The sequence below is a fragment of the Flavobacterium sp. genome (assembly GCF_025352015.1).
Taxonomy (GTDB): Bacteria; Bacteroidota; Bacteroidia; order Flavobacteriales; family Flavobacteriaceae; genus Flavobacterium.
Genome location: NZ_JANXUG010000037.1, coordinates 1 through 22,569, shown reverse-complemented (window position 1 = coordinate 22,569; position 22,569 = coordinate 1). Strand labels below are relative to the sequence as shown.

Annotated in this window: 23 protein-coding genes and 1 pseudogene; 12 read left to right on the top strand and 12 right to left on the bottom strand. The window is 33.0% G+C overall.

Annotated features, from left to right (window positions below):
- Positions 1-36 precede the first annotated feature (36 nt).
- The gene (locus Q0Q96_RS03810; protein ID WP_293871902.1) at positions 37-801 is read right to left on the bottom strand and encodes a class I SAM-dependent methyltransferase; all 765 of its coding nucleotides are present in this window, start codon (positions 799-801) and stop codon (positions 37-39) included.
- Positions 802-928: 127 nt separating this feature from the next.
- Between Q0Q96_RS03810 and Q0Q96_RS03805 the strand changes: the two genes are divergently transcribed.
- Positions 929-2,119, top strand: a complete 1,191-nt coding sequence (locus Q0Q96_RS03805; RefSeq protein WP_293871901.1) for a class I SAM-dependent RNA methyltransferase — start codon at positions 929-931, stop codon at positions 2,117-2,119.
- On the opposite strand, the gene Q0Q96_RS03800 is transcribed toward Q0Q96_RS03805, so the two are convergent.
- The 4 genes from Q0Q96_RS03800 to Q0Q96_RS03785 form a co-directional block, all read right to left on the bottom strand.
- The gene (locus tag Q0Q96_RS03800) at positions 2,109-2,801 is read right to left on the bottom strand and encodes a VIT1/CCC1 transporter family protein (protein WP_293871900.1); all 693 of its coding nucleotides are present in this window, start codon (positions 2,799-2,801) and stop codon (positions 2,109-2,111) included. The genes Q0Q96_RS03805 and Q0Q96_RS03800 overlap by 11 nt on opposite strands.
- A 91-nt stretch (positions 2,802-2,892) precedes the next feature.
- A complete protein-coding gene (locus Q0Q96_RS03795) occupies positions 2,893-3,375 on the bottom strand; it encodes a VirK family protein (RefSeq protein WP_293871899.1) in 483 nt (160 codons plus the stop codon).
- Between the two features lie 24 nt (positions 3,376-3,399).
- The gene (locus Q0Q96_RS03790) at positions 3,400-4,917 is read right to left on the bottom strand and encodes a TlpA family protein disulfide reductase (RefSeq protein ID WP_293871898.1); all 1,518 of its coding nucleotides are present in this window, start codon (positions 4,915-4,917) and stop codon (positions 3,400-3,402) included.
- Positions 4,918-5,048: 131 nt separating this feature from the next.
- Positions 5,049-6,056, bottom strand: coding sequence for an NAD(P)-dependent alcohol dehydrogenase (locus tag Q0Q96_RS03785; RefSeq protein ID WP_293871897.1), 1,008 nt, complete (start codon positions 6,054-6,056; stop codon positions 5,049-5,051).
- 121 nt (positions 6,057-6,177) lie between these two features.
- Between Q0Q96_RS03785 and Q0Q96_RS03780 the strand changes: the two genes are divergently transcribed.
- Positions 6,178-6,408 carry a hypothetical protein gene (locus Q0Q96_RS03780; protein WP_293871896.1) on the top strand — a complete coding sequence of 77 codons (231 nt, stop codon included), beginning with the start codon at positions 6,178-6,180 and terminating at the stop codon, positions 6,406-6,408.
- A 16-nt stretch (positions 6,409-6,424) separates the two neighbouring features.
- On the opposite strand, the gene Q0Q96_RS03775 is transcribed toward Q0Q96_RS03780, so the two are convergent.
- The 3 genes from Q0Q96_RS03775 to rlmD are packed head-to-tail and all read right to left on the bottom strand — an operon-like array spanning position 6,425 to position 9,150.
- Positions 6,425-7,207 (bottom strand): DUF6048 family protein, encoded by a 783-nt coding sequence (locus Q0Q96_RS03775; protein ID WP_293871895.1) that lies wholly within the window; start codon positions 7,205-7,207, stop codon positions 6,425-6,427.
- A complete protein-coding gene (locus Q0Q96_RS03770) occupies positions 7,179-7,709 on the bottom strand; it encodes a DUF6452 family protein (protein ID WP_293871894.1) in 531 nt (176 codons plus the stop codon). The genes Q0Q96_RS03775 and Q0Q96_RS03770 overlap by 29 nt, the downstream gene beginning before the upstream one ends.
- A gap of 25 nt (positions 7,710-7,734) precedes the next feature.
- The gene (gene rlmD, locus Q0Q96_RS03765; protein WP_293871893.1) at positions 7,735-9,150 is read right to left on the bottom strand and encodes a 23S rRNA (uracil(1939)-C(5))-methyltransferase RlmD; all 1,416 of its coding nucleotides are present in this window, start codon (positions 9,148-9,150) and stop codon (positions 7,735-7,737) included.
- A 75-nt stretch (positions 9,151-9,225) separates the two neighbouring features.
- Between rlmD and Q0Q96_RS03760 the strand changes: the two genes are divergently transcribed.
- The 8 genes and pseudogenes from Q0Q96_RS03760 to Q0Q96_RS03725 all read left to right on the top strand — a co-directional run bounded on the left by Q0Q96_RS03760 (position 9,226) and on the right by Q0Q96_RS03725 (position 14,719).
- Positions 9,226-9,765 (top strand): DUF1697 domain-containing protein, encoded by a 540-nt coding sequence (locus Q0Q96_RS03760; protein WP_293871892.1) that lies wholly within the window; start codon positions 9,226-9,228, stop codon positions 9,763-9,765.
- Positions 9,766-9,874: 109 nt separating this feature from the next.
- Positions 9,875-10,285 (top strand): OsmC family peroxiredoxin, encoded by a 411-nt coding sequence (locus tag Q0Q96_RS03755; protein WP_293871891.1) that lies wholly within the window; start codon positions 9,875-9,877, stop codon positions 10,283-10,285.
- Between the two features lie 95 nt (positions 10,286-10,380).
- Positions 10,381-11,637 (top strand): divalent metal cation transporter, encoded by a 1,257-nt coding sequence (locus tag Q0Q96_RS03750; RefSeq protein ID WP_293871890.1) that lies wholly within the window; start codon positions 10,381-10,383, stop codon positions 11,635-11,637.
- Between the two features lie 35 nt (positions 11,638-11,672).
- Positions 11,673-12,028: pseudogene (locus Q0Q96_RS03745) on the top strand (four helix bundle protein).
- 104 nt (positions 12,029-12,132) lie between these two features.
- Positions 12,133-13,416, top strand: a complete 1,284-nt coding sequence (gene rocD, locus Q0Q96_RS03740; RefSeq protein WP_293871889.1) for an ornithine--oxo-acid transaminase — start codon at positions 12,133-12,135, stop codon at positions 13,414-13,416.
- Positions 13,417-13,453: 37 nt separating this feature from the next.
- Positions 13,454-13,924: a DUF5362 family protein gene (locus tag Q0Q96_RS03735; protein WP_293871888.1), complete on the top strand. Its 471-nt coding sequence runs from the start codon at positions 13,454-13,456 to the stop codon at positions 13,922-13,924.
- A 74-nt stretch (positions 13,925-13,998) separates the two neighbouring features.
- Positions 13,999-14,187, top strand: a complete 189-nt coding sequence (locus Q0Q96_RS03730) for a hypothetical protein (protein WP_293871887.1) — start codon at positions 13,999-14,001, stop codon at positions 14,185-14,187.
- Positions 14,177-14,719 (top strand): Smr/MutS family protein, encoded by a 543-nt coding sequence (locus Q0Q96_RS03725; RefSeq protein WP_293871886.1) that lies wholly within the window; start codon positions 14,177-14,179, stop codon positions 14,717-14,719. Before Q0Q96_RS03730 ends, Q0Q96_RS03725 begins: the two co-directional genes overlap by 11 nt.
- A 65-nt stretch (positions 14,720-14,784) precedes the next feature.
- Here the strand turns inward: Q0Q96_RS03725 and Q0Q96_RS03720 are convergent, their stop codons facing one another.
- Positions 14,785-15,846 carry a DUF3810 domain-containing protein gene (locus Q0Q96_RS03720; RefSeq protein WP_293871885.1) on the bottom strand — a complete coding sequence of 354 codons (1,062 nt, stop codon included), beginning with the start codon at positions 15,844-15,846 and terminating at the stop codon, positions 14,785-14,787.
- Positions 15,847-15,940: 94 nt separating this feature from the next.
- Here Q0Q96_RS03720 and Q0Q96_RS03715 point away from each other — a divergent pair, with 94 nt between their 5' ends.
- Positions 15,941-17,407: an aminoacyl-histidine dipeptidase gene (locus Q0Q96_RS03715; protein ID WP_293871884.1), complete on the top strand. Its 1,467-nt coding sequence runs from the start codon at positions 15,941-15,943 to the stop codon at positions 17,405-17,407.
- A gap of 71 nt (positions 17,408-17,478) precedes the next feature.
- Here Q0Q96_RS03715 and Q0Q96_RS03710 read toward each other — a convergent pair whose 3' ends face one another.
- Positions 17,479-19,650 carry a TonB-dependent receptor gene (locus tag Q0Q96_RS03710; RefSeq protein WP_293871883.1) on the bottom strand — a complete coding sequence of 724 codons (2,172 nt, stop codon included), beginning with the start codon at positions 19,648-19,650 and terminating at the stop codon, positions 17,479-17,481.
- 185 nt (positions 19,651-19,835) lie between these two features.
- Positions 19,836-20,222 carry a DUF6265 family protein gene (locus tag Q0Q96_RS03705; protein ID WP_293871882.1) on the bottom strand — a complete coding sequence of 129 codons (387 nt, stop codon included), beginning with the start codon at positions 20,220-20,222 and terminating at the stop codon, positions 19,836-19,838.
- A gap of 189 nt (positions 20,223-20,411) precedes the next feature.
- Here Q0Q96_RS03705 and prfA point away from each other — a divergent pair, with 189 nt between their 5' ends.
- Complete coding sequence (gene prfA / locus Q0Q96_RS03700) at positions 20,412-21,485, top strand: peptide chain release factor 1 (protein ID WP_293871881.1); 1,074 nt, start codon at positions 20,412-20,414, stop codon at positions 21,483-21,485.
- Between the two features lie 316 nt (positions 21,486-21,801).
- Here the strand turns inward: prfA and Q0Q96_RS03695 are convergent, their stop codons facing one another.
- Entirely contained in the window at positions 21,802-22,287 is a 486-nt protein-coding gene (locus tag Q0Q96_RS03695; RefSeq protein ID WP_293871880.1) for a manganese catalase family protein, read from the bottom strand.
- Between the last annotated feature and the right edge of the window lie 282 nt (positions 22,288-22,569).

Below are 22,569 nucleotides of genomic sequence, written 5' to 3'. Positions count from 1 at the left end.
CTACAAATTATCGAATTTTCAAACAACCGAATCCACTTATTTAAATATCATTATCAAACGTTCGCTGGTATGCTTGTGGAATTTTTTTAGTTTATAATCCCCAAAAGTATCCAATAGATAAATTCCAGTTTCAGTCATCATATTTTGAAAATCTTCTAAAGTATAGGCTCTGACTTTTTCAGTGAAATGAAAGGCTTCGCCATGGTCATCAAAATCAATTTCTTTACGAATAAAACCGTCTATTACAGATCGTTTTATATGAAAAATAATGCCATCTACTTCTTTAGTCTCTTGTGGAATTAAGTTGTCAATAACGTTTTGGGAATTCATAAAATCAATCACGGCAAAACCATATTCCGATAGGCTTTCCTTGATAGCAATTAAAGTTTTTAGATCATCTTCACGATTTTCAAAATAACCAAAACTCGTGAATAAATTGAATATAGCATCGAATTTTTGTTCAAAGGGTTCTCTTTTATCATGCACCACAAAATGCAGGTTTTCATTGGCGTTTTTATTGGCTTCAGCAATACTGTTTTCAGACAAATCGGCACCAACAACATCAAAACCCAATTGGTTCAGATAAATAGCGTGTCGTCCTTTGCCACAGGCTAAATCGAGAACTTTGGCTTTTTCGGGCAAGTTTAAATAGTGGGTAAGATTGTCCATAAAGATTTGTGCTTCACGGTAGTTTCTGTCTTTATAAAGGATGTGATAATAAGGCGTGTCAAACCAGGAGATGTACCAATTTTTAGTTTCGGGTTTCGGGTTTGAGGTTTCTGGATTTGTTTCTTCTACCATTTATTCTTTTGAAATGAATTCTGAACGGACAAATTTAACGTATTTTTGCCGAAAAAAGAGCATTTGAATATTGATAATGAATTGCTAGCAGCCTTTTGACTGCGTTCAAGGTGACAAAATTTAAATTATGGAGAATTTTAAGATGGTTGCCAAAACTTTTTTTGGTTTTGAAGAAATATTAGGTAAAGAATTGCAACAGTTGGGTGCACAAGACATAGAAATTGGTACGCGTGCCGTGAGTTTCAAAGGTGATAAAGGATTTATGTACAAAGCCAATTTGGCGTTGCGAACTGCGTTGAAAATAGTAAAACCAATTTATTATTTCAAGGCAACAAATGACCAAAATTTATACAAAGGCATTCAAGGTATTGATTGGTCAAAATATATCGGCGAAAGCCAAACCTTTGTGATTGACACAACCATTCATTCTGATTATTTTAAACATTCCCAATTTGTATCGCAAAAAGTAAAAGATGCTATTGTAGATCAGTTTAGAGAAAAAACAGGACAACGACCAAGTGTAGATAAAGATTTCCCAGATTTACGAATAAACATTCATATTGATAGAGACCAATGTTCAGTTGCGCTTGATACTTCTGGAGCTTCATTGCATCAAAGAGGTTACAAAACCGCAACAAATATAGCTCCTATAAATGAAGTATTGGCTGCGGGAATATTGTTGCTAACAGGTTGGGATGGAAGCTCCGATTTTTTAGATCCAATGTGTGGTTCGGGAACTTTACTGGCAGAAGCTGCTATGATTGCTTGTAATATTCCAGCAAATATTAACAGAAAGGAATTTGCTTTCGAAAAGTGGAACGACTGGGATAATGATTTATTCGATCAGATTATTGATGCTTTAATGAAACGAACCAAAGAGTTTCACCATACGATTATTGGTTACGACAAGGCGCCTAGTGCTGTTCAAAAAGCGAAAGACAATATTATAAATGCCAATTTTGAGGACTACGTAAGCGTCATGCAAGGCGATTTTTTTGAAAGCAAAAAAGAAAATACTGGATCCTTACACATGGTTTTTAATCCACCTTATGGGGAACGATTAACAGTAGAAATGGAACGTTTTTATAGAGAAATTGGTGATACCTTAAAGAATAATTACCCCAATACCAATGCTTGGTTTATCACCGCTAATTTGGAAGGTTTAAAATTTGTTGGACTTCGACCATCACGCAAAATCAAACTTTTCAACGGAAGTTTAGAAGCTCGTTTGGTAAAATACGAAATGTATGAAGGTAGTAAACGAACGAAATTTAATTTTCCAGATACTGATAACGATAAGTATGATTTTAAACAATAAATTTTGCAATTCCAAAGGCAGCTGCAGCGGCTATTAAACCTATAGCCGTAACTTTAAGTGCTCCTATTAGAGGAGGTTGACCGGTTATTTTACTTTTAAAATATCCAAAAACAAACAAACAAATGGTTGTAATAATTGCAGAAATTAGCAGTCCATCTTTTGGATTAGAAGTAAAAAAATAAGCAGACAAAGGCAAAAATCCACCAACAACATAAGAAGTTCCTATCGTCAAAGCACTATTTCTGGGTCTGTTGGGATTTGGTTTTTCTAATCCCAATTCAAATTTCATCATAAAATCTACCCATTTAACTTTGTCTTTAGCAAGTTGATTTGCAATAAGGGTTTGTCCTGCTTCGTCTATTCCGTAATCGGCAAATATTTCTTTTACTTCGTCAATTTCTTTTTGATGGTAATGGTCTACTTCATAATTTTCTCTTTTTAACTCGCTTTCGTAATGTTCTTGTTCGGTTTTTCCAGCCAAATAGCCACCCAATCCCATAGCGATACAACCTGCAACAATTTCGGCTATGCCTGCGGTTATTACAATTGCATTACTATTTACAGCGCCACTTAATCCTGCTGCCAGCGCAAACGGAACTGTCAAACCATCGCTCATTCCTATAACCATATCGGTTATAAAATCAGAGCTTTTTAAATGTTGTTCTTGGTACGCAATATCCATGGGTTGCTTTTTATAATTTCATCAGCGGTGAAAATGAAATAACAGTTTTTAAAATTTATGAAATTATATTTAGAAAATGAATCAATGTTTTTTATTCTACAAAAAACAGCACAGCACCGTCATTGCTTCCATCATTGATTACACCTTTGAAAGTTTCATCCATAACTACTTTAAATTTAGATGAAAATTTGCGAGGTCTTAAATAGCGTGCTGTAATTTCAACAGCATTATCTTTTTTTACTTTTATTTTTACATAATTGTACACATAACCGTAATGATGTTGATTGATTAAAACAGTTTGTGAAGTTGTAACAAATGAAGGTTGTTTTCCTTTAAAAACACTAGAATCAAAATATTCATAAGTATCAAAACGCAAACCACCAATGGCATCTACCGATTCTTTTTCTTCGACACCATCCGAAAAAAGTTTGCATTTTCCATAGTAAATTACGGTTTTCACCGATTTTCCTGATTTGAGAGCTGTCATTAATTCTTCAAAATTATGAATGCTAGATTGGGCTGAAAGGGTTACGTTAAATAAAATAGAAATTATAATGAAATATATTTTTTTCATAATATTTTAAAGTTGTATTGGTTGTTATTTTTCTTTTTTGTGTTCTTTTTCAATAACGTTAATAAGAGTTTTTATTTGTTCGGCTTCAATTCTTTTGGCTTTTATAACTTTATTTTTATCTAAAATGTAAATTACTGGCGTAGAATAAACATCGTATTTCTCGACGGCGTTGTTGTAATGCGCTCCATCATAAACATTTATCCAAGGTAATTTATGCTCGTCAATGTATTTTAAATATTTTTCGCCTTCATGTTGCATGTAAACACTGTAAACTTTAACATTTTTCTTTTCTTTCAACAGTTCATTGTAGGCAACTAAAAGCTTTGGAATTTCTTTTTGACAATGTCCGCAGTCTACATCCCAAAAAACAAGAATAGTAAAATCAGCTTTTACATCGCTTAATTTGACATACATATTGTTTATTTGATTCACATTTTTATAATATACGGCTGTCATTTCTTCGTTGTTTTTCGCATCTTCAAATCCCATGGCTTTCATTTTTGAAAAATCTTCGGCTTTAATCATGTATAAATCGGGAGCAGGTGCACCCAATAAAAGTGGTTTTAGTTTTTCGGCACGTTTTATAATTTTTGTTACAATTTCGGTATCTTCATAAATACCATCAGCTCTACCCGTTTTGAAATAAGTATCAGACATGTGTACAAAAACTTTGTCAAAGCCCATGAGTTTTGAAGTTTCATAGGAATAAGTAAAATGCGCCAATAGTATTTTGTAAAGTAAACTTCCTGGTTTGGTTCTGTTCATCAGTTTATCAATTTCGACACTAATGCTATCAGGATGTGTCACAACAACAGACTCGAAATATTTTTTTATTTTTCCACTAAAAAACGGATTTCGCATAGAACCATCATCTTTGAAATCTACATTATCCCAAAATTTTTTTTTGTAATATTTATAGGATTGAATACTGTCTGGTCTGCCGTTTGAAGCTTTTGGAATGTCTTTGAGCAATTTTTCAACTTTCAAATTCATCACATCGCCAATAAAGGTTCCTTTGTGTTGTTCCAGAAACTTTTCTTCAAAATTATTAATGAGTTTTTCGCCTTCTTTTTGTTTTTCATTTAATGCTATCGTATCTTTCTTGTTAAGCAATTTTGCGGTTTGCTTGAAGGTTTGAAAATCTTTATTTTTTTCATTAATGAATTGAATGTAATTAAAAAATTCATTTTCTAAAGGAGAATTTAATGCGGTGAGTTCTTTGCCAATATTGGCGTTTGCGACACTTTTTAATTCTAGATTTTGCGTGTTATCATCAATAAAAAAATCAAAATAAATGGCTTTCTTTTGACTTACCAAAGAGTAAATTCCTTTGTCGAGTTTAGTTTTTCCTTTAAAAACTATCTTACCGTCTTTTATAGATTTGCAAGTATCTTTTATTAATGTTTTGTCAAACTGATAGTAGGTGAGGTAAGCCAGTGAATCGGTACAATTTTTTAGATTGATGGTGATTTGATATCCAGATTGTGCAACTGCACCAAATGAAGCGGAACATAAAAACAAGGCAAGGAGTAATTTCTTCATAAACAAACTAAATATTTATTAAATACTATTAGACGCTCAAAATTAATATAATTTATAAAATAGTAAGGCAATCAATTTTTAAAATTTCCTTAAAATTGTTTTAAACAGATGGTTTGTAAAACGCTATTTTATTAATTTTTTAATACTAATCTAAATCGAGCTTTACCGCTTTCTAAATGCTCAAATGCTTCGTTGATTTTTTCCATCGGGAACTCTTCCACTGTAGGATAAATTTTATGACGTACACAAAAATCCAGCATAGTTTGGATAAGTGCTGGACTTCCGATAGGACTACCACCAACTGTTTTTTCTCCCATAATTAAGCTAAAAGCAGGAATTTCCATGGGCTCTAAAACAGCACCAACGGTATGAAATTTTCCTTTTGGTGCTAAACAAGTTAAATAGGAATTCCAGTCAAGTTTAACATTTGTTGTATTCAAAATAAAGTTTAATTGGCCTGCAATTGTGGCTAATTCTTCTGCATTGGTTGAGTTTATAACTTTGCTGGCACCCATCGCAAGTATTTCGGCTTTCTTGGCTGAATTTGAACTAAAGGCAACAACTTCGCAACCCCAATGTTTTAAAAATTTTATAGCCATGTGACCTAATCCACCAATACCTATAACGCCAACTTTGTCTGTAGGTTTTACCCCAGATAATATTATTGGATTAAAAACTGTAATGCCACCGCACAATAAGGGTCCAGCTTTGCTCATATCAATTTGTTTTGGTAACAGAATCGCCCAAGACCAATGCCCGCGAACGTAATCAGCAAAACCTCCGTGACGTCCTACAATAGTTGATTCGCCATTGTTACAAAGATGTTGACTTCCATTCATGCATTGATAACAGTGCATGCAGGATTGCGACATCCAACCTAAACCTACTTTGTCACCAATTTTTAAACTCTTTACTTGATTGCCAATGGCTACAATTTCACCTACAATTTCATGACCAGGCACTAAAGGGTATTGTGACATCCCCCAATCGTTGTTAACCATACTCAAATCGGAGTGGCATAACCCGCAATAATGAACTTTGATGTCTACTTCTTCATTGCCAATAGTTGATAATTCATAAGTGAAAGGTTCTAATTTCCCTTTGGCTGCATGCGCTGCGTATGCTTTTACTGTTTTCATCGTGTTAAATATTTAATGACAACAATGTAATACTTTTTTTTGATTTAAATTATTAATTTTTATGGCCTATTTTGATGATTTAAGTATCTTTACAACCGTAATCATAAACTCAAAGACAGTCATGTCAAAAAAAGTAAAAGCCTTTCTTTACAACTTTATTTGTTTCGCAGTTTTATTTATTGTATTTCGTTATTTAATACAACATTACACTAACTTGACTGGCTATTTTATTCCAATTACTGCCTTTGTAGTAGGAACATTATTGGCACCAAAATTTCAAGCGGTTTTCACTGCTGATGGCGAAAAACTATATATGAAATGGCTTTTTATAAAAGGAGTGAAAGAAATTTGAAATGCAAATTATAAATTTACTTTTTTTTAACCGTTTCTTTTTTTTCTTTTGGCTTAACAGTTGATTTGTAGAGAGGTATAAAATAGGAGACTGTATAATTAAAACCAACACCAAAATTTCCATTATAAGTTCTGTTAAAACCTGGTATGTAAAGATTGTCAAAATTATTAGGCAACTTTTGTGAAATTAAACGGTTCAATCTAAAACTGAATCCAACGAAAACATTATTAAACACTTTGGCTTTCACTCCTGCCACTACTTCAACCCATTGTGCCGATAAACCAGCAAATTTACCTCCCAAAACAATTATGGGTGCTTCTCCAAAATAAGAATTAGCATTGTAAATTTGATAACTGTTGAGCGTTTGACTAAAACTACTCAAGCCATATCGTAGCCCAACTGATATAATATTTTCCATGTTGAGCCAATTTTCATAAGTGTTAAAATCAAATCCTACCTTAAGATAAGTTCCTTTGGTCGTAAAGTTGAGTTGATTATCATTAACGGTTTTATTTTCATTCCCAATTTCAGCAGCTAAATAGTGTCGTCTTGTTAAACGATAATCCCCTACAAGTTCTAAACCTCGATACTCTTTTTCGTAAAAAGAACGCGTGAGTTTGAATAAATCAACTCCTACACGCAAACCATAGCGCTCTTTTTTTAGTGGAATGCTGTCTTTTTTAACGGGACTCTTTTCGGTTACAACTTTGACAGGTTTAATAGATTTTTCTTGTGCATTGCTAATAAATGAAAGCAACACAAGGCAAATACTACCAATAAATCTTGATATGTGTTTCATTTTCGGTTACAATGTTTGATGTTAAAATGTTGATGTCCTTTATCCAATAACCAGTCGGTACTGCCGAATCTGTTTTGATAACGCCATTTGGAGAAGCATTCAGTTCAAAAATGGTTTTGTAACCACACGCTCTGGAAACAAAAATGTTTTGACGTATATAATTAAATTGAAGTAAGTCTTCATCAGGAATTAAGACCGTACTATTGAGTATCAAACTATATTGGGTAAGGTCTTGTGAAATATTCAATGGTAATTGGAGTTTGCTTCCATTAAAAAGATAACGGGTTCCATCGGTTTGGGATAGTGATTTATTAAAAACTATAAAATCGGATGCGCCAACGCCTTTAACTTTTAGGTTTAAAACATTTTTCACATTTGCTGGATTGGAAATATCATAAAACTCCAATACCAATCGTGGAGTAGTTTCATCAGTACAAACGTCATCTTTCTCACAATTAGAGCATAAAATTGCCAACGAAAGAAGTAGTAGTGTTTTTTTCATATAATAGTAAGTAATTCGTAATCTGTTATCTTTTTTCCAAAAGTACAACATTTTCTACATGATGCGTTTGCGGAAACATGTCTACGGGTCGCACGCGAGTTACTTTGTAGTGTTCATCCATCAACGCCAAATCTCGTGCTTGTGTTGCCGAATTACAACTTACATACACAATTTTATCAGCACCAATTTTCAAAAATTGTGCAACTACATCTTTGTGCATACCATCTCTTGGCGGATCCGTAATGATAACATCAGGTTTACCGTGTTGTGCAATAAAATCATCGTTGAAAACGTTTTTCATATCACCAACATAGAATTCGCAGTTGGTAATATTATTGCGTTTGGCATTTTCTTTAGCATCAATAATTGCTTCGGGGACAGATTCTATGCCAATGACTTTATTGGCATTTTTGGCTACAAACTGGGCAATAGTACCTGTTCCTGTATATAAATCATAAACTACTTCATTGCCAGTTAATCCTGCAAATTCTCTGGTAATTTTATATAATTCGTAGGCCTGATTGGAATTGGTTTGGTAAAACGATTTAGCGTTTATGCTAAACTGTAAACCTTCCATTTCTTCTAGAATATAATCTCTGCCTTTATACAATTTGATGTCTTGATCGTACAAAGTATCATTGGCTTTGCCATTGATAACATATTGCAATGAAGTAATTTTCGTAAACGAACTATGAATAAATTCTAACAACATTTCGCGTTGCGCTTTATCATCGTGAAAAAATTGAATTAGTACCATGATTTCTCCCGTAGAAGCGGTTCTAATCATCAAGGTTCGCAACAGTCCTTCATGATTTCGAGCATTAAAAAAGGACATATTATTTTTCACGGCAAATTCACGAACGGCATTCCGAATAGCGTTTGATGGGTCTTCCTGTAAATGACATTTTTCGATATCTAATATCTTGTCCCACATTCTTGGGATGTGAAAACCTAAAGCAGGTTTTTTGCTCAAAGTTTGGTCTTCTTCTTTGATTTCGTTTTCGTTTAACCAGCGCGTATCAGAAAATCCAAATTCCATTTTGTTCCTATAAAAGAATTGTTTTGCTGAACCCAATATGGGCTCAAAGATTGGCAATTCAATTTTACCGATGCGTTTCAGGTTATTAGATACTTCCTGATTTTTGTAAAACAATTGTTGTTCGTATTTCATATTCTGCCATTTGCAACCGCCACAAGCGCCAAAATACTTGCAAACAGGCTCAATTCGGTTTTCAGAATAGGAATGAAATTTTATAGCTTTACCTTCAAAATAGGATTTTCTTTTTTTCAAAGTTTGCACATCAATCACATCGCCCGGAACAACGTTTGGAATAAAAATAATCTGACCTTCGGGCGCTTTTGCCACAGATACGCCTTTGGCACCAGCATCTAAAACGGTTATGTTTTCAAAAATGACTTTGTTGGTTTGTTTTTTTTCCATGGCGCAAAAATAAACTATTGGTTAAAACTTGGTACATATTTGATAAAAAAATATAATTTAGTTAAAAATTTAAAAATGCATACCCATTTAGCTCTTCTTCGCGGCATCAATGTTTCGGGACACAAAATGATAAATATGGTAGCTTTGAAAAAAGCTCTAGAAAACATTGGTTTTGCTAATGTGGTAACTTATATCCAATCAGGCAATGTGTTTGTAGCTACAGATGAGGAAAGTCAGGCAAAGGTTGGCTTTCTTATTAAACAAGAAATTTTTAAAGAATTTGGACACGATGTTCCTGTTATTGTTATCGGTAAAGAAGATTTGCAAGGCTGTTTAGATAGAAACTTGTTTTTGAATGAACCAACAGTTGATTTAAAGAAATTGTACGTATCGTTTATTGCTTCCGAACTGCCCGAAAATATGGTGACCCAGCTCAACCTAAACTTTATAAAACCCGATGAAATTCAACTTGATGGCAAAAGAATCTATTTGAAATACGACACCTCGCCAGCTAAAACCAAACTGGATAATAAATGGATTGAAAAAAGCATGAATGTAATTTCAACCACTCGCAATTGGAATACGGTCAACAAGTTACTAGAAATGTACGATTAAAAGGAACAAAGTCAAAAACTATAATTGGATTAGAAATAACAATTAATAAGTAACTTTTTAAATCTTATTGTGTACTTACTTTGTATAAAATTTTAAATAGGATATAATTATGAAAAGAAATGCCACCGCTGTTTGGAATGGTGCCGTAACCACTGGAACAGGAAAAATTTCCACACAAAGTACCACATTAAACAATGCTCAATATTCGTTCAAAACCCGTTTTGAAGATGGTGTTGGTACCAACCCAGAAGAGTTGGTTGCTGCCGCACATTCGGGTTGTTTTTCCATGCAATTGTCTGCATTTATTGGCGAAGCTGGTTTTGAGGCTGAAAGTATTCAGACCAAATGTGATATTAATTTAGTAGAAGGGACTATTATCGGTTCACATTTGACGGTAGAAGCTAAAATTCTGGGATTGTCGAATGAAGTTTTTCAAGAATTGGTTACTAAAGCCGAGAAACAATGTCCGATTTCAAGATTATTGAACACCGAAATTACTTCAACAGCTACTTTATTGTAAGCTAAACAAGATTTCAAATAATAACCTCATTGCTTTTCTAGTAATGAGGTTATTTGATGGTTTAAAAATGTAAATTAGCATTAAAAAAAACCATCATGAAGAAAACTAATAAATTCAAACGTTTTTGGAACGTTCTCGGTCCTGGTTTAATAACAGGTGCAAGCGATGACGACCCATCAGGCATTGCTACATATTCACAAGCTGGAGCAGCTTATGGACTTTCTACGTTGTGGACCGCAATTATTACTTTTCCTTTGATGGCGGCCATTCAAGAAATGTGTGCTCGTATAGGTATTGTGACAGGTCTTGGTTTGACTGGTGTACTCAAGATCAATTACTCTAGGAAGATATTGTATTTTACTTTATTATTCAGTTTTCCTGCTATTGTGATGAATATTGGTGCAGATATTGCCGCCATGGGAGCTGTAAGCAATTTGTTATTTCCCTTTATAAATGCAATTTATTTTTCTGTTTTCTTTACGATAGTACTTATTTTTCTAATCATTTATTTGCCGTATCAAAAAATGGCAATGGTATTAAAATATCTTTGTATTGTCTTGGTGGTTTATTTCATCGTTCCCTTTTTGTATCATCAAAATATAATGGAGATTTTTAAAGGAACTTTTATTCCCAAAATTACATTTACTAAAGATTATGTTGCTATTTTAGTTGGAATACTGGGAACTACAATTTCGCCTTATCTGTTTTTTTGGCAGGCTACAATGGAAGCTGAAACAATAAAACAAAATAAAAGAGTTTTGATAGTTAATAAAAAAATCTTATCCAACATGAAAACTGATGTTGATTTTGGAATGTTGTTTTCAAATATGGTAATGTATTTTATTATTTTGACTACAGGAACGGTTTTGTTCAAAGATGGTTTTCACCAAATTGACACCGTAGAGCAAGCCGCTACAGCTTTAAGACCACTAGCAGGTAATTTTGCTTATTTGTTGTTTGCGATTGGAATTATAGGAACTGGACTTTTGGCTATTCCTGTTTTGAGTGGGTCTATATCCTATATTATTACCGAAACTTTTGGATGGGAACAAGGATTGGATAAAAAATTTCACGAGGCCAAAGCATTTTACATAATAATGACAATTTCTTTAATAATAGGTTTATTACTAAATTATATTGGTATCTCTCCAGTTAAGGCCTTGATTTATACCGCAATTTTATATGGAATAACAGCTCCAGTATTGATAGCCATTATTCTACATATCTCTAATAATAAAAAGGTAATGGGAGAATTTACCAATAAAGGGATGTCAAATATATTAGGTTTTGCTGCTTTAATAATTATGACTGTTGCTGCCGCAACTTTACTGTATTTACAATTTATAACATGAGAATAACGAATTAATAATTACGAATTAGGAAGTTTATGAAGGAAAATATAATTCAAATTAAGAGTATGCTTTTGCGGTTAGGATTGTGAAAGTTTGCCAACACTTAAGTAATGTAAAAAAAGAATTTGTATTGAGTAAGCAATTGTTGCGTTCAGGAACATCAATTGGCGCTAATACTGAAGAAGCCATTGGTGGACAATCAGAGAAAGAATTTTTTGCCAAACAAACTATTGCATACAAAGAAGCTCGTGATACACATTATTGGATTAGATTACTAACAGATACTGGTTATTTTCAAAAAGGAGAAAGCGAGAATTTGTTAAAAGATGTTACTGAATTATTAAAAATAATTGGTTCTATCCAAAAAACATTACGCAATAACAATTCGTAATTCATAATTTATAATTCGTAATTAAATTATACTTTTGCTGAAAATAAGGATGATTTCTCTCCAATAAGAAGGAATTATTATTCAAGAATTTAAATTACCCCAAAATGTCAGTTTTAGAAAAAATGAGTTCAACCGAAGCAATTGCTCTGGAAAACAAGTATGGAGCACATAATTATCATCCACTTCCTGTAGTATTAAGTAGAGGCGAAGGAGTTTATGTTTGGGATGTTGAGGGTAAAAAATATTACGACTTTCTATCGGCATATTCTGCAGTAAATCAAGGGCATTGCCACCCAAAAATTGTGGGAGCTTTGATAGAACAAGCAAAAATTTTAACTTTAACTTCAAGGGCTTTCTACAATGATAAATTAGGAGTTTATGAAGAATATATTACCAATTATTTTGGTTTTGATAAAGTATTGCCCATGAATACTGGTGCAGAAGCGGTTGAAACAGCCTTGAAATTATGCAGAAAATGGGCTTACGAAACCAAAGGCATTCCCGAAAACGAGGCTCAAATCATTGTATGTGAAGGTAATTTCCACGGAAGAACAACTACAATTATTTCGTTTTCAAATGATGAAAATGCCCGTAAAAACTTTGGTCCGTACACGACCGGATTTTTAAAAATTCCCTATAATGATATCGAAGCTTTAAGAAAAGCAATCACCTCATCAAAAAACATCGCTGGTTTTTTAGTTGAACCTATTCAAGGAGAAGCCGGAGTTTTTGTTCCTGCCGAAGATTATTTGGTGAAAGCCAAAGTTTTATGCGAAGCAAACAATGTGTTGTTTATTGCCGATGAAATTCAAACCGGAATCGCACGAACTGGTTCTATTTTGGCAGTTTGCGGCAATTGTACTTGTGAGGATAAGTGTGAAAAACAAGCTAGTTACGTTACGCCTGATATATTAATTTTAGGAAAAGCTATTTCAGGCGGAGCTTATCCTGTTTCAGCAGTTTTGGCTAATAATGCTATAATGGATGTGATTAAACCTGGGCAACACGGTTCTACTTTTGGAGGAAATCCTATTGCCAGTGCGGTAGCCATTGCTGCGTTGGAAGTGGTAGATAATGAAAATTTGATTCAAAATGCCAGAAAATTGGGTATCATTTTTCGTACAGAATTAGCAAAATATATTGAAACCTCAACAATTGCCACTTTAGTTCGAGGAAAAGGATTGTTGAATGCTATTGTAATTAACGATAGCGAGCAAAGTGATACGGCCTGGAATATTTGTATGAAGTTAGCCGAAAATGGTTTGCTAGCCAAACCAACACACGGAAACATTATTCGTTTTGCCCCGCCATTAGTAATGAATGAAGAACAATTATTAGAGTGTATTTCGATTATTATTAAAACATTAAAAGCCTTTGAAAGAACATAACAAAAACTATTAATAACTAACCAAAACCTTTTTAATTATGGAAGATCAAAACAAATTAAGTTTAAATGATTTAGCAATTGCAGCTTTACGAGAAAGTGCCAAATGGTGTCTGTTTTTAGCCATCGTAGGATTTATTTTCATCGGATTAATGATAATTTTAGGTGCTTTTATGAGTGTTGCAATGTCAGCAATGCCAAGTAATGTCGCGTTCGGCAGTGCTGCAAGTACAAATTCAATTATTGCGATGAAAAGTTATTTTGGCGTTTTGTACATTTTATTTGCAGTTCTTTATTTTTTCCCTGTTTATTATTTATACAAATATGCAGCAGGAATAAAAAAGGCTACAGAGTCAGGCAACAATGATGTTTTGTCCGATGCATTGGTCAATTTAAAATCTCATCATAAATTTTTAGGAATTATGACAATTGTAATGATTGTAGTTTATATTCTTGCATTTGTTGGAGTTATTATTTTTGCAGCAAAATTTGCCAGTGCAGGAAGAATGTAATTTTAATAAATATATGTACATAAAACCAGCTAATTCGGCTGGTTTTTTTATTTTTGGAAATAAAAATAATAATTATGAAGAAACTTGTTGTACCATTTATGTTTGTTGCAATTTTGGTTGGCTTGTTTGAGCAATCAAAAACAAAACCCAATATATATATTTTATGCAGCACCTTGGTTATTTTTATGTTTGGTATGATGCAATTAATGTCAAAAGTTTCTAGTAAAAAAGAAGAATTAAAAGAGGAAAAAGATGTTGAATAAAGGCGATAAAGTTTCGGTTTTAGACGATTCCATTGACGGAATTGTTATAAAAATAGAAGGAACAGCAGTAACTATAGAAACAACAGACGGATTTAACTTGACTTACAAAAGTAGCGAGTTAATAAAAATTGAAAACGGCAGCACACTAAAATTCAGCTTTAATAAAAGCCAAATTATCAGCGAAAAAGAAGTTGTTAAACCCAACTATATCAACAAAGAAAAGAAGTACAAAAAAGAAATTCCACCACCTGAATTTGATTTACACATCGAAAAGTTAATCAAAAGTTACAAAGGGATGAGCAACTACGATATTTTAACTTTACAGATAGAAACAGCAAAACGACATATTGAATTTGCAATTCGCCAAAGAATTCCGAAGATTGTTTTCATTCACGGCGTAGGTGAGGGCGTTCTGAAATCGGATCTTGATTTTTTATTGGGGCGTTATGAAAATATTATTTTTCAAGATGCTAATTATCAAAAGTATGGAAGTGGCGCAACCGAAGTTTACTTTAAGCAAAATTTGAAATAGTTACAATAAAGATTGTAAAGATTTTCACATATTTTTTGTACTAATTATGTAAATTGTTTTCTACTTTAAAGTTCTTTTTGTTGGTAGTAATTAATTAATAAATCAACAAATTTGCTATAACTTTCCAATCCATCCTTTTGTTGATTTGCTTTTAAATATTGGTCATAAAATGCATGAAAACCTTTGTCAATAAAGGTGTCGTACCGCTTCCAAAATATATCACTTTCTTTATAGTTTTCCAAAATTCCAAGATTGATAGTTGGCTTCAATGCTTTAAACTTTCCCTCATCTTTTATAATCACATTTTCAAAACAATAGCGCAGCGCACTCGAATAAGCTGCGTAACGAAAATACAAATCGTCATTTTTGATACACGCCATAAAACCTATAAAATTACATTCACTTTCGCTGGCATAGCCAATTTGGTGTGCCATTTCGTGGCAAATTACCAGCGGAAAACCATACATCGGTAATTTGTAATTCACCTGACATTCATTGGTAAACGGATTCAAGTATCCTCCAAAACCCATGTATGTCAGCGGCAAACTAAACAATGACTTTTTTCTGCTTGGAATTTCATAATTAAAAAATGGATGTATTTTTGTTAAAATAGCATAGCCATTTTGCGACATTTTGAAAACAGAATCTTGCGAGTATGGATTGGTAACTTTTTGATTTTTGTTGTGTGTGATTTGAAATTGTACTTCGTTTGTTTTGATAATTAATTTTTCAGTAAAGGCAAATAAATCGGCATCTGTATAGTCTCTTTTGATATACATCTTTTCAAATAGTGGTAACCTGTAATAATTTAGCGCCCATAAAAAATGAAACAAGAAATAGAAAATTGAAAATCCGCTCAACACTTTTAGCACATTATTTTTCCATTGCTTACGCCACGTTTTTCGGGTATTCCAAACAGTTATCAGCAAATAAATAATCAGAATTCCATATAAAATATCACCAATAGAAAATGGAATTTGACCTAAAACGAAACGTTCCATTCTTGAAGTGAAAACGTATAATCCGTTGCTATAATAGTGTTCTACAACTTCTGGAAATACAGCCAAAATCTTAATGAAAATAATTTGAAATACTAAAAAAAGAGGAAGAATATATTTTCGTTTCACGGTGCCAATTTAAAATGTAAATATAAACACAATATCAATTTGCAAAGAAGTTAAACTTTGTAACTTTGTGCTTTGACATTAAAAAAAATATATAATGAGCCAAGATATTAGAAACCTTGAACCAAAAGCACTTTGGAATAAATTTGCAGATTTGAATGCAGTACCGCGTCCTTCGAAGAAAGAGGGAAGAGTAATTCAGTTTATGAAAGATTTTGGAAATAGTTTAGGTTTAGAAACTTTTGAAGATGAAATCCGCAATGTTATCATTAGAAAACCAGCTACTAAAGGTATGGAAAACTGCAAAACAATTGTCTTACAAGGACATTTGGATATGGTGCACCAAAAAAATAATGATACCACTTTTGATTTCCTTACACAAGGAATTGATATGTATGTTGATGGCGATTGGATTCGTGCTCGTGGGACAACGCTTGGAGCGGATAATGGTCTTGGAGTAGCAGCAATAATGGCAATTTTGGAAAGTAAAGACATACCGCATCCTGCAATTGAAGCACTTTTCACCATTGATGAAGAAACTGGAATGACTGGTGCATTGAACTTAAAAGGAGGCATTTTAAAAGGAGAAATTCTTTTAAATCTGGATACAGAAGAAGACGATGAAATTGATATTGGTTGTGCTGGAGGAATTGATGTTACAGCAACTCGAACATATAATGAAGAAGAAGTTCCTGAAGGCTCTGTTGGTTACACAATCACAGTTAAAGGTTTAAATGGCGGTCATTCAGGTATGGATATTCACAAAGGTTTGGGTAATGCTAATAAAATTATGAACCGCTTATTGTTTGACGGTTTTGAGAATTTTGGCCTTCAAATTGCTGAAATTAGTGGTGGAAGTTTGCGCAATGCTATTCCCAGAGAAAGTGTTGCTAAAGTGATTGTAGCTGGCATGTATGATGAAGCTTTTGTGTTTGATATGCAGGAAATTATTAATGATATAAAATTTGAATTCAAAACAACAGAACCCAATCTTATCATTGAAATTGTAAAAAGCGATTTGCAAAGTAAAGTTATGGATTTGGGAGTTCAGGAAGCATTGCTTCGTGCTATCTATACAGCTCACAACGGTGTTTATCGCATGAGTGCTGATATGGATGATTTGGTGGAAACCTCCAATAATATTGCTCGTGTAGTGGTTGCAGCTGGTGAAATTTCTATTCAAAATTTAACACGATCGTCAATAGAAAGTTCAAAAATAGATTTAGCAAATGGATTGCGTTCTGCCTACGAATTATTTGGTTGCGAAGTAGAATTTGGTGGAAGTTATCCGGGATGGACACCAAATGTGAAATCCGAAATTCTCGATGTTTTGACTTCAATCTACGAAAATCAAAATAGTGAAAAACCTAAAGTCGTGGCTTGTCATGCTGGATTAGAATGTGGAATTCTCGGAACAAATTATCCAGAAATGGATATGATTTCTTTTGGTCCAACTATTCATGGCGCGCATAGTCCAGATGAAAGAGCTTCGATAAAATCATCTCAAAAGTTTTGGAAGTTTTTCTTGGAGATATTAGCTAATATACCAGTTAAAACTAACTAAAAATAGTAATTAATAAATAAAAAACCTCGTTTAAAAAAACGAGGTTTTTTATTTTTTTTAATTTTTCGTTTTTAAAATTTGGCAGTAAAACCTACATACAAACTTCTTCCAACTGCTGGAATAATTCCTGGACCAGGATATTCATCTGTTCTACGTGTAAAATAATGTTTGTCTGCAATATTGTTAACTCCAAATTTCAAAGCAAAATTATTGATTTTATAACTACCGCTAAAGTCTAAAACAGTATACGATGGAATGTATCCTGCGGCAGGATTATCACTAGTGGTTACATTAGAAGCATCGCCATAAGCATCGCCTACATAATTAATCTGAAAAGTAGCTGATAATTTGGTTGTATTAAAAATTAAACCCGCACGATTGATTGTTTTTGCTGCCGCTTCCAAACGTTTTCCAGAATATTCGCCCGAAGTATAGCGTGCATCTATATAAGCAAATGAATTAAAAATACTTAATCCATAATTGGATTGAGGATTAAAATATTTTAGGAAATTAAACTCTATATAACTTTCAATTCCTTTATGAATACTATTGGCAATATTTTTTCTAACTGAATAATAATCACCCGAAATAGGATCAGCTTCAAGTGTTACCCCAATTCGTTTGTTGTATGCCAAATAAAACGCGCTAAAATCAAAGTTTAAATAATTTCTAACGGTACCACGATATCCGAAATCACTATTATAACCGTTGCTGTCTTCAAGATTTGAATCTATCTTTGATGTAACACCAAATGGCTGAAGTTGGCTATAATCAATAGGTCGGAATGCTTGACTAATATTAGCATAAAGACTAGTATTTTTTGATGGTTTAAATTCTAATCCTATGCCAGCTAATCCAAAAGTTCGATTACGTAGTTCGTTAGAAAACAGAATATTGCCATCTACTTTTTTAAATCCTTTTGCTGTGCTTTGTAAATATTCAAATCTAAATCCAGGAGTTATCGTAAAGTTTTTAGAGATTCTAAATATATTTTCTACAAAAGGCGCAAAATTGGTGGTTATAAAATCCAAATCATAACCCCATTCACCTGTAATAGATAAGTTAAAATCACTTCCTGTTGTACCTTCACCGCCACCTTGACGCTTGAACCAAGCATAACTTTGACGAATTCCACCTGCCAAAGTCGATTTTTGTTTCCCAAGAGAATAAGTTTGAGAATAACGGATTTCAGTAGTTTCGTTATTCATGTTTTCTATACCCACTTCTCTAGGAACAAATGAATTTGTGCTTTGATTGATATCATCATTTGCCTCTGGTCCACCATCTTCATTTCTCCAAACAAGGGAACGATTACTAAATAAATAACTCGATTTGATACTCAAATTGCTGTTTTCAGACGGAGTATAATTGGCGTATGCCGTAATAATATTCCAAGGACTTTTCAGCCAGTTTCTACCACGTGTAGATTGACTTGGATCTGAACTGAATTGTGCATCTGTCAATCCGCCGGGCATTTTTATTTTGTTTCGAAGTAAAGAATATTCAACACCAAAATTCCATTTATTAGAATGGGTGTACTGAATTTTAGCATATCCAGAAACTTGCGTTTGCTCGCTATTAGGTCTGTAACCATCTATAACTCTATATTGCAAATAAGCATAGTAACTCCATTTTTTATAATTGCCACCTAAAGAATTGTATGAATTATATAATCCATAACTACCTATGGTTTGTGCGGTTATAAATTCAAATGGCTTATTTATCGGTGCATCTTTAATTACATAATTTACTAATCCGCCAAATTGTGAACCAAATTGTAATGATGCTGCACCTCTAACAAATTCTATTCGGCTAACTGCTTCCATTGGAGGTAAATAATAAGCTTCATTGTATCCATAAATATCGGAGCTGATGTTATATCCGTTTTGTCGGGTATTCATTTCTACACTTTGTGTTGGATTTAATCCTCTGGTAGCAATTCCGTTGGCAGTAAATCCACTGCTTTCAGTTTCCACAATATTTAGACCTGGAATTCTACCCAAAATTTGGCGTGTGTTGTTTATAGCTTTATTAGCATCGAGGCTATCAATAAGAATAACTTCATTTTTTTTGCCAGCGTAAATTATTCCATTTTTGGTATCGGGCAAATGCCCAACTCCATTTACAGTCTTAAATTCTTTGATGATAACTTCGTGAAGTTTATGAACAGTGTCTGTGGTTTGCGCTTGGACAATAGAAAAATTGACTAATCCCAAAACTAAAAAATAGTGTATTGTTTTCATTTATCAAGAATAATTATAAATAGCGATGCAAATATAAATACGAGAAATGAATTGACAAAGTTTATTTAGAATAAATATAAATAATATTTTTTACCACACTGATTTACCATAGTGTACAAAAAACTATCCACAAAAAAACTAGAGAAAATGCAATTTTTTGTACAATTTTATTGATAAACTAATAGCTAGAATTTCTTCAAGGAATAACTTTCTTGAAACTTTTTGTTGTCTTGTTTACCAGAAATAGTTTCTATAAAATTATTTTCAGTGATTTTTTTATAGATAATTTTTTGAGGATAATCATGTTTTTGATTTTCAAAAATAAATATATTTTCAGTAACAGAAGTTTGTTTAAAATCTACAGGTTCGTCATTGTTTTGTCCTATAACCGTTGACTTGTATATTAAGTGTTTCTTTGTTTGCATCAGTTTTATACTTTCAAAATGAACAGTGTCTTTAGCGTTAATAAAATAACTTTCATTAGTAAAAGTACTGTCGTTTTCTTTGGTCCAGGTTTCTTTTACTGTTCCATTTGGAAGTTTTTGTTCCCACTTGCCAAGGATCCAATTCATTTTATCTAATTTTTCAAAAACCTTCTCTGATTTATGTTTACATGAAAACAATAAAATGCTAGTAAGAATTCCAATAAATATTTTCATAATCTCAATTTTCTATGTTACAATACTATAAAAATTCTGTTAACCCACAACGTTCAACTAAACACTTTTTACTATTTTTGCACACCAAACAAAGATTTTATAATGTTAGAAAGACTTCAATATGTAAAACAACGTTTTGACGAGATATCAGACTTGATTATTCAACCTGATATTATAGCCGATCAAAAACGTTACGTGCAATTAAATCAAGAATATAAAAGTATGAAAGCGTTGATGGAAAAACGCGATGAATACGTTTCGCTTGACGCCAATATTAATGAAGCTAACGACATCCTTGCTGATGGTTCTGATTCCGAAATGGTTGAAATGGCAAAAATGCAATTGGATGAAGTTAAAAACAGATTGCCAGAGTTGGAAGAAGAAATTAAATTTTTGTTAATTCCAAAAGATGCCGAGGATGCGAAAAACGTCATGGTAGAAATTCGTGCCGGAACTGGCGGTGATGAAGCTTCAATTTTTGCTGGAGATTTGTATAGAATGTATACTAAATATTGTGAAAGTCGTGGCTGGAGAACATCAGTTGTCGATATGAATGAAGGAACATCTGGCGGATTTAAAGAAGTTATTTTTGAAGTTACAGGCGAAGATGTTTACGGAACTTTGAAGTTTGAAGCTGGCGTTCACCGTGTGCAACGAGTGCCACAAACCGAAACCCAAGGTAGAGTTCATACTTCTGCAGCAACAGTCATGGTATTGCCTGAAGCCGAAGAATTTGATGTACAAATTGATATGAACGATGTTCGTGTTGATTTCTTTTGTTCCTCTGGACCTGGCGGACAATCCGTAAATACTACCAAATCGGCGGTTCGATTAACACATATTCCGTCAGGTTTAGTTGCACAATGTCAAGATCAAAAGTCGCAGCATAAAAATAAAGACAAGGCGTTGGAAGTATTGCGTTCGCGTTTATACGAGCAAGAATTAGCCAAAAAACAAGCGGAAGACGCTACCAAACGGACTTCGCAAGTAAGTAGCGGTGATCGATCAGCAAAAATCCGAACTTATAATTATGCCCAAGGTCGTGTTACCGATCACCGTATCGGTTTAGACGTTTTTGACATGGATGGCGTGATGAATGGAAAAATTCAAAAATTTGTTGACGAACTTCAATTGGTTAACAATATGGAAAAACTAAAAGAAAGTGAAGTTTTTTAATAGTTACATGCAACTAAATAATGCGGTTACTGTTTAATTTTGATACTTTCCTTTTAAGTAATTAAATAATTAATAAAAATGTTAAAACATACTACTCATAACATTATTCACTTGTTATAATTATAATGAGGTACGATTTAAAACTGCCATTTTACATTGTTTGACACATTTAGACCAAGCTTTTATTTTTATTTGACTTCGTTTGCGACTCTTCATAAACTGACCAGCTCATAAATTCATTTTTAGGCAAGTTTGCTTTATCAACAGTAGTTTTACGCTCGTCACTTAAAGATTTGTTATGTTTTTGAACAGATTTTTATGTTCTAGTTGTTCCCTCAATTTGCTCATTCAATAAACCGTTCGTTTTATTAACATGTTCTAAAGGATCTAGGATAAACTGCCATTGTTCGCCCATAATTGGACTTTTTCCTTCATTCCATCCGCCTTTAAAATCTTCCTCTTTAGACATGTTAAAATATTTATTTGAAAAACGAGGATTGCTTTGCAATATTCTTGGAGGAAAATTATCTTTTATTTTATCAAGCGCTGCTTGAAACATTTGAAAATGAGCAACTTCTCTTGTCATCAAATAACGTAAAGATTCCTTAACATATTCACCTTCGGTAAATTTCATTAGATTTTCATAAACCATTTTTGCACTTGTTTCGGCACCAATATTTAATCGTAAATCGGCTGTTAAATCACCAATTCCCATAATATAACTCACTGTCCAGGGATTTCCAACACTATCAGTAAGTGTAGGTGTACCGCCACTTACTATAAAAAAATGTGGATCAATCATCGCCTCATGAATATAACTTTCTTTAGCCGATTGTCCACTCCAGAATATATTAAAAATTAAGTTAGTTAATTAAACCTGTTGGCTAATTTAAGTAGTAGAATAATTGCAATCCTGAAGGTTGTAAAATGACTTTATTATATTTTTTGGCTTTAGTCTAATTTATATATTTTAAATTAATTATGTCTTTAAATTCATACCAAGCTGTAAAAGAAGTAGCTATTAAGGCTATTGTTTTGTTCACTGGGCTTTGATTTTCATTTATTATCGATTTGAGTGCATACC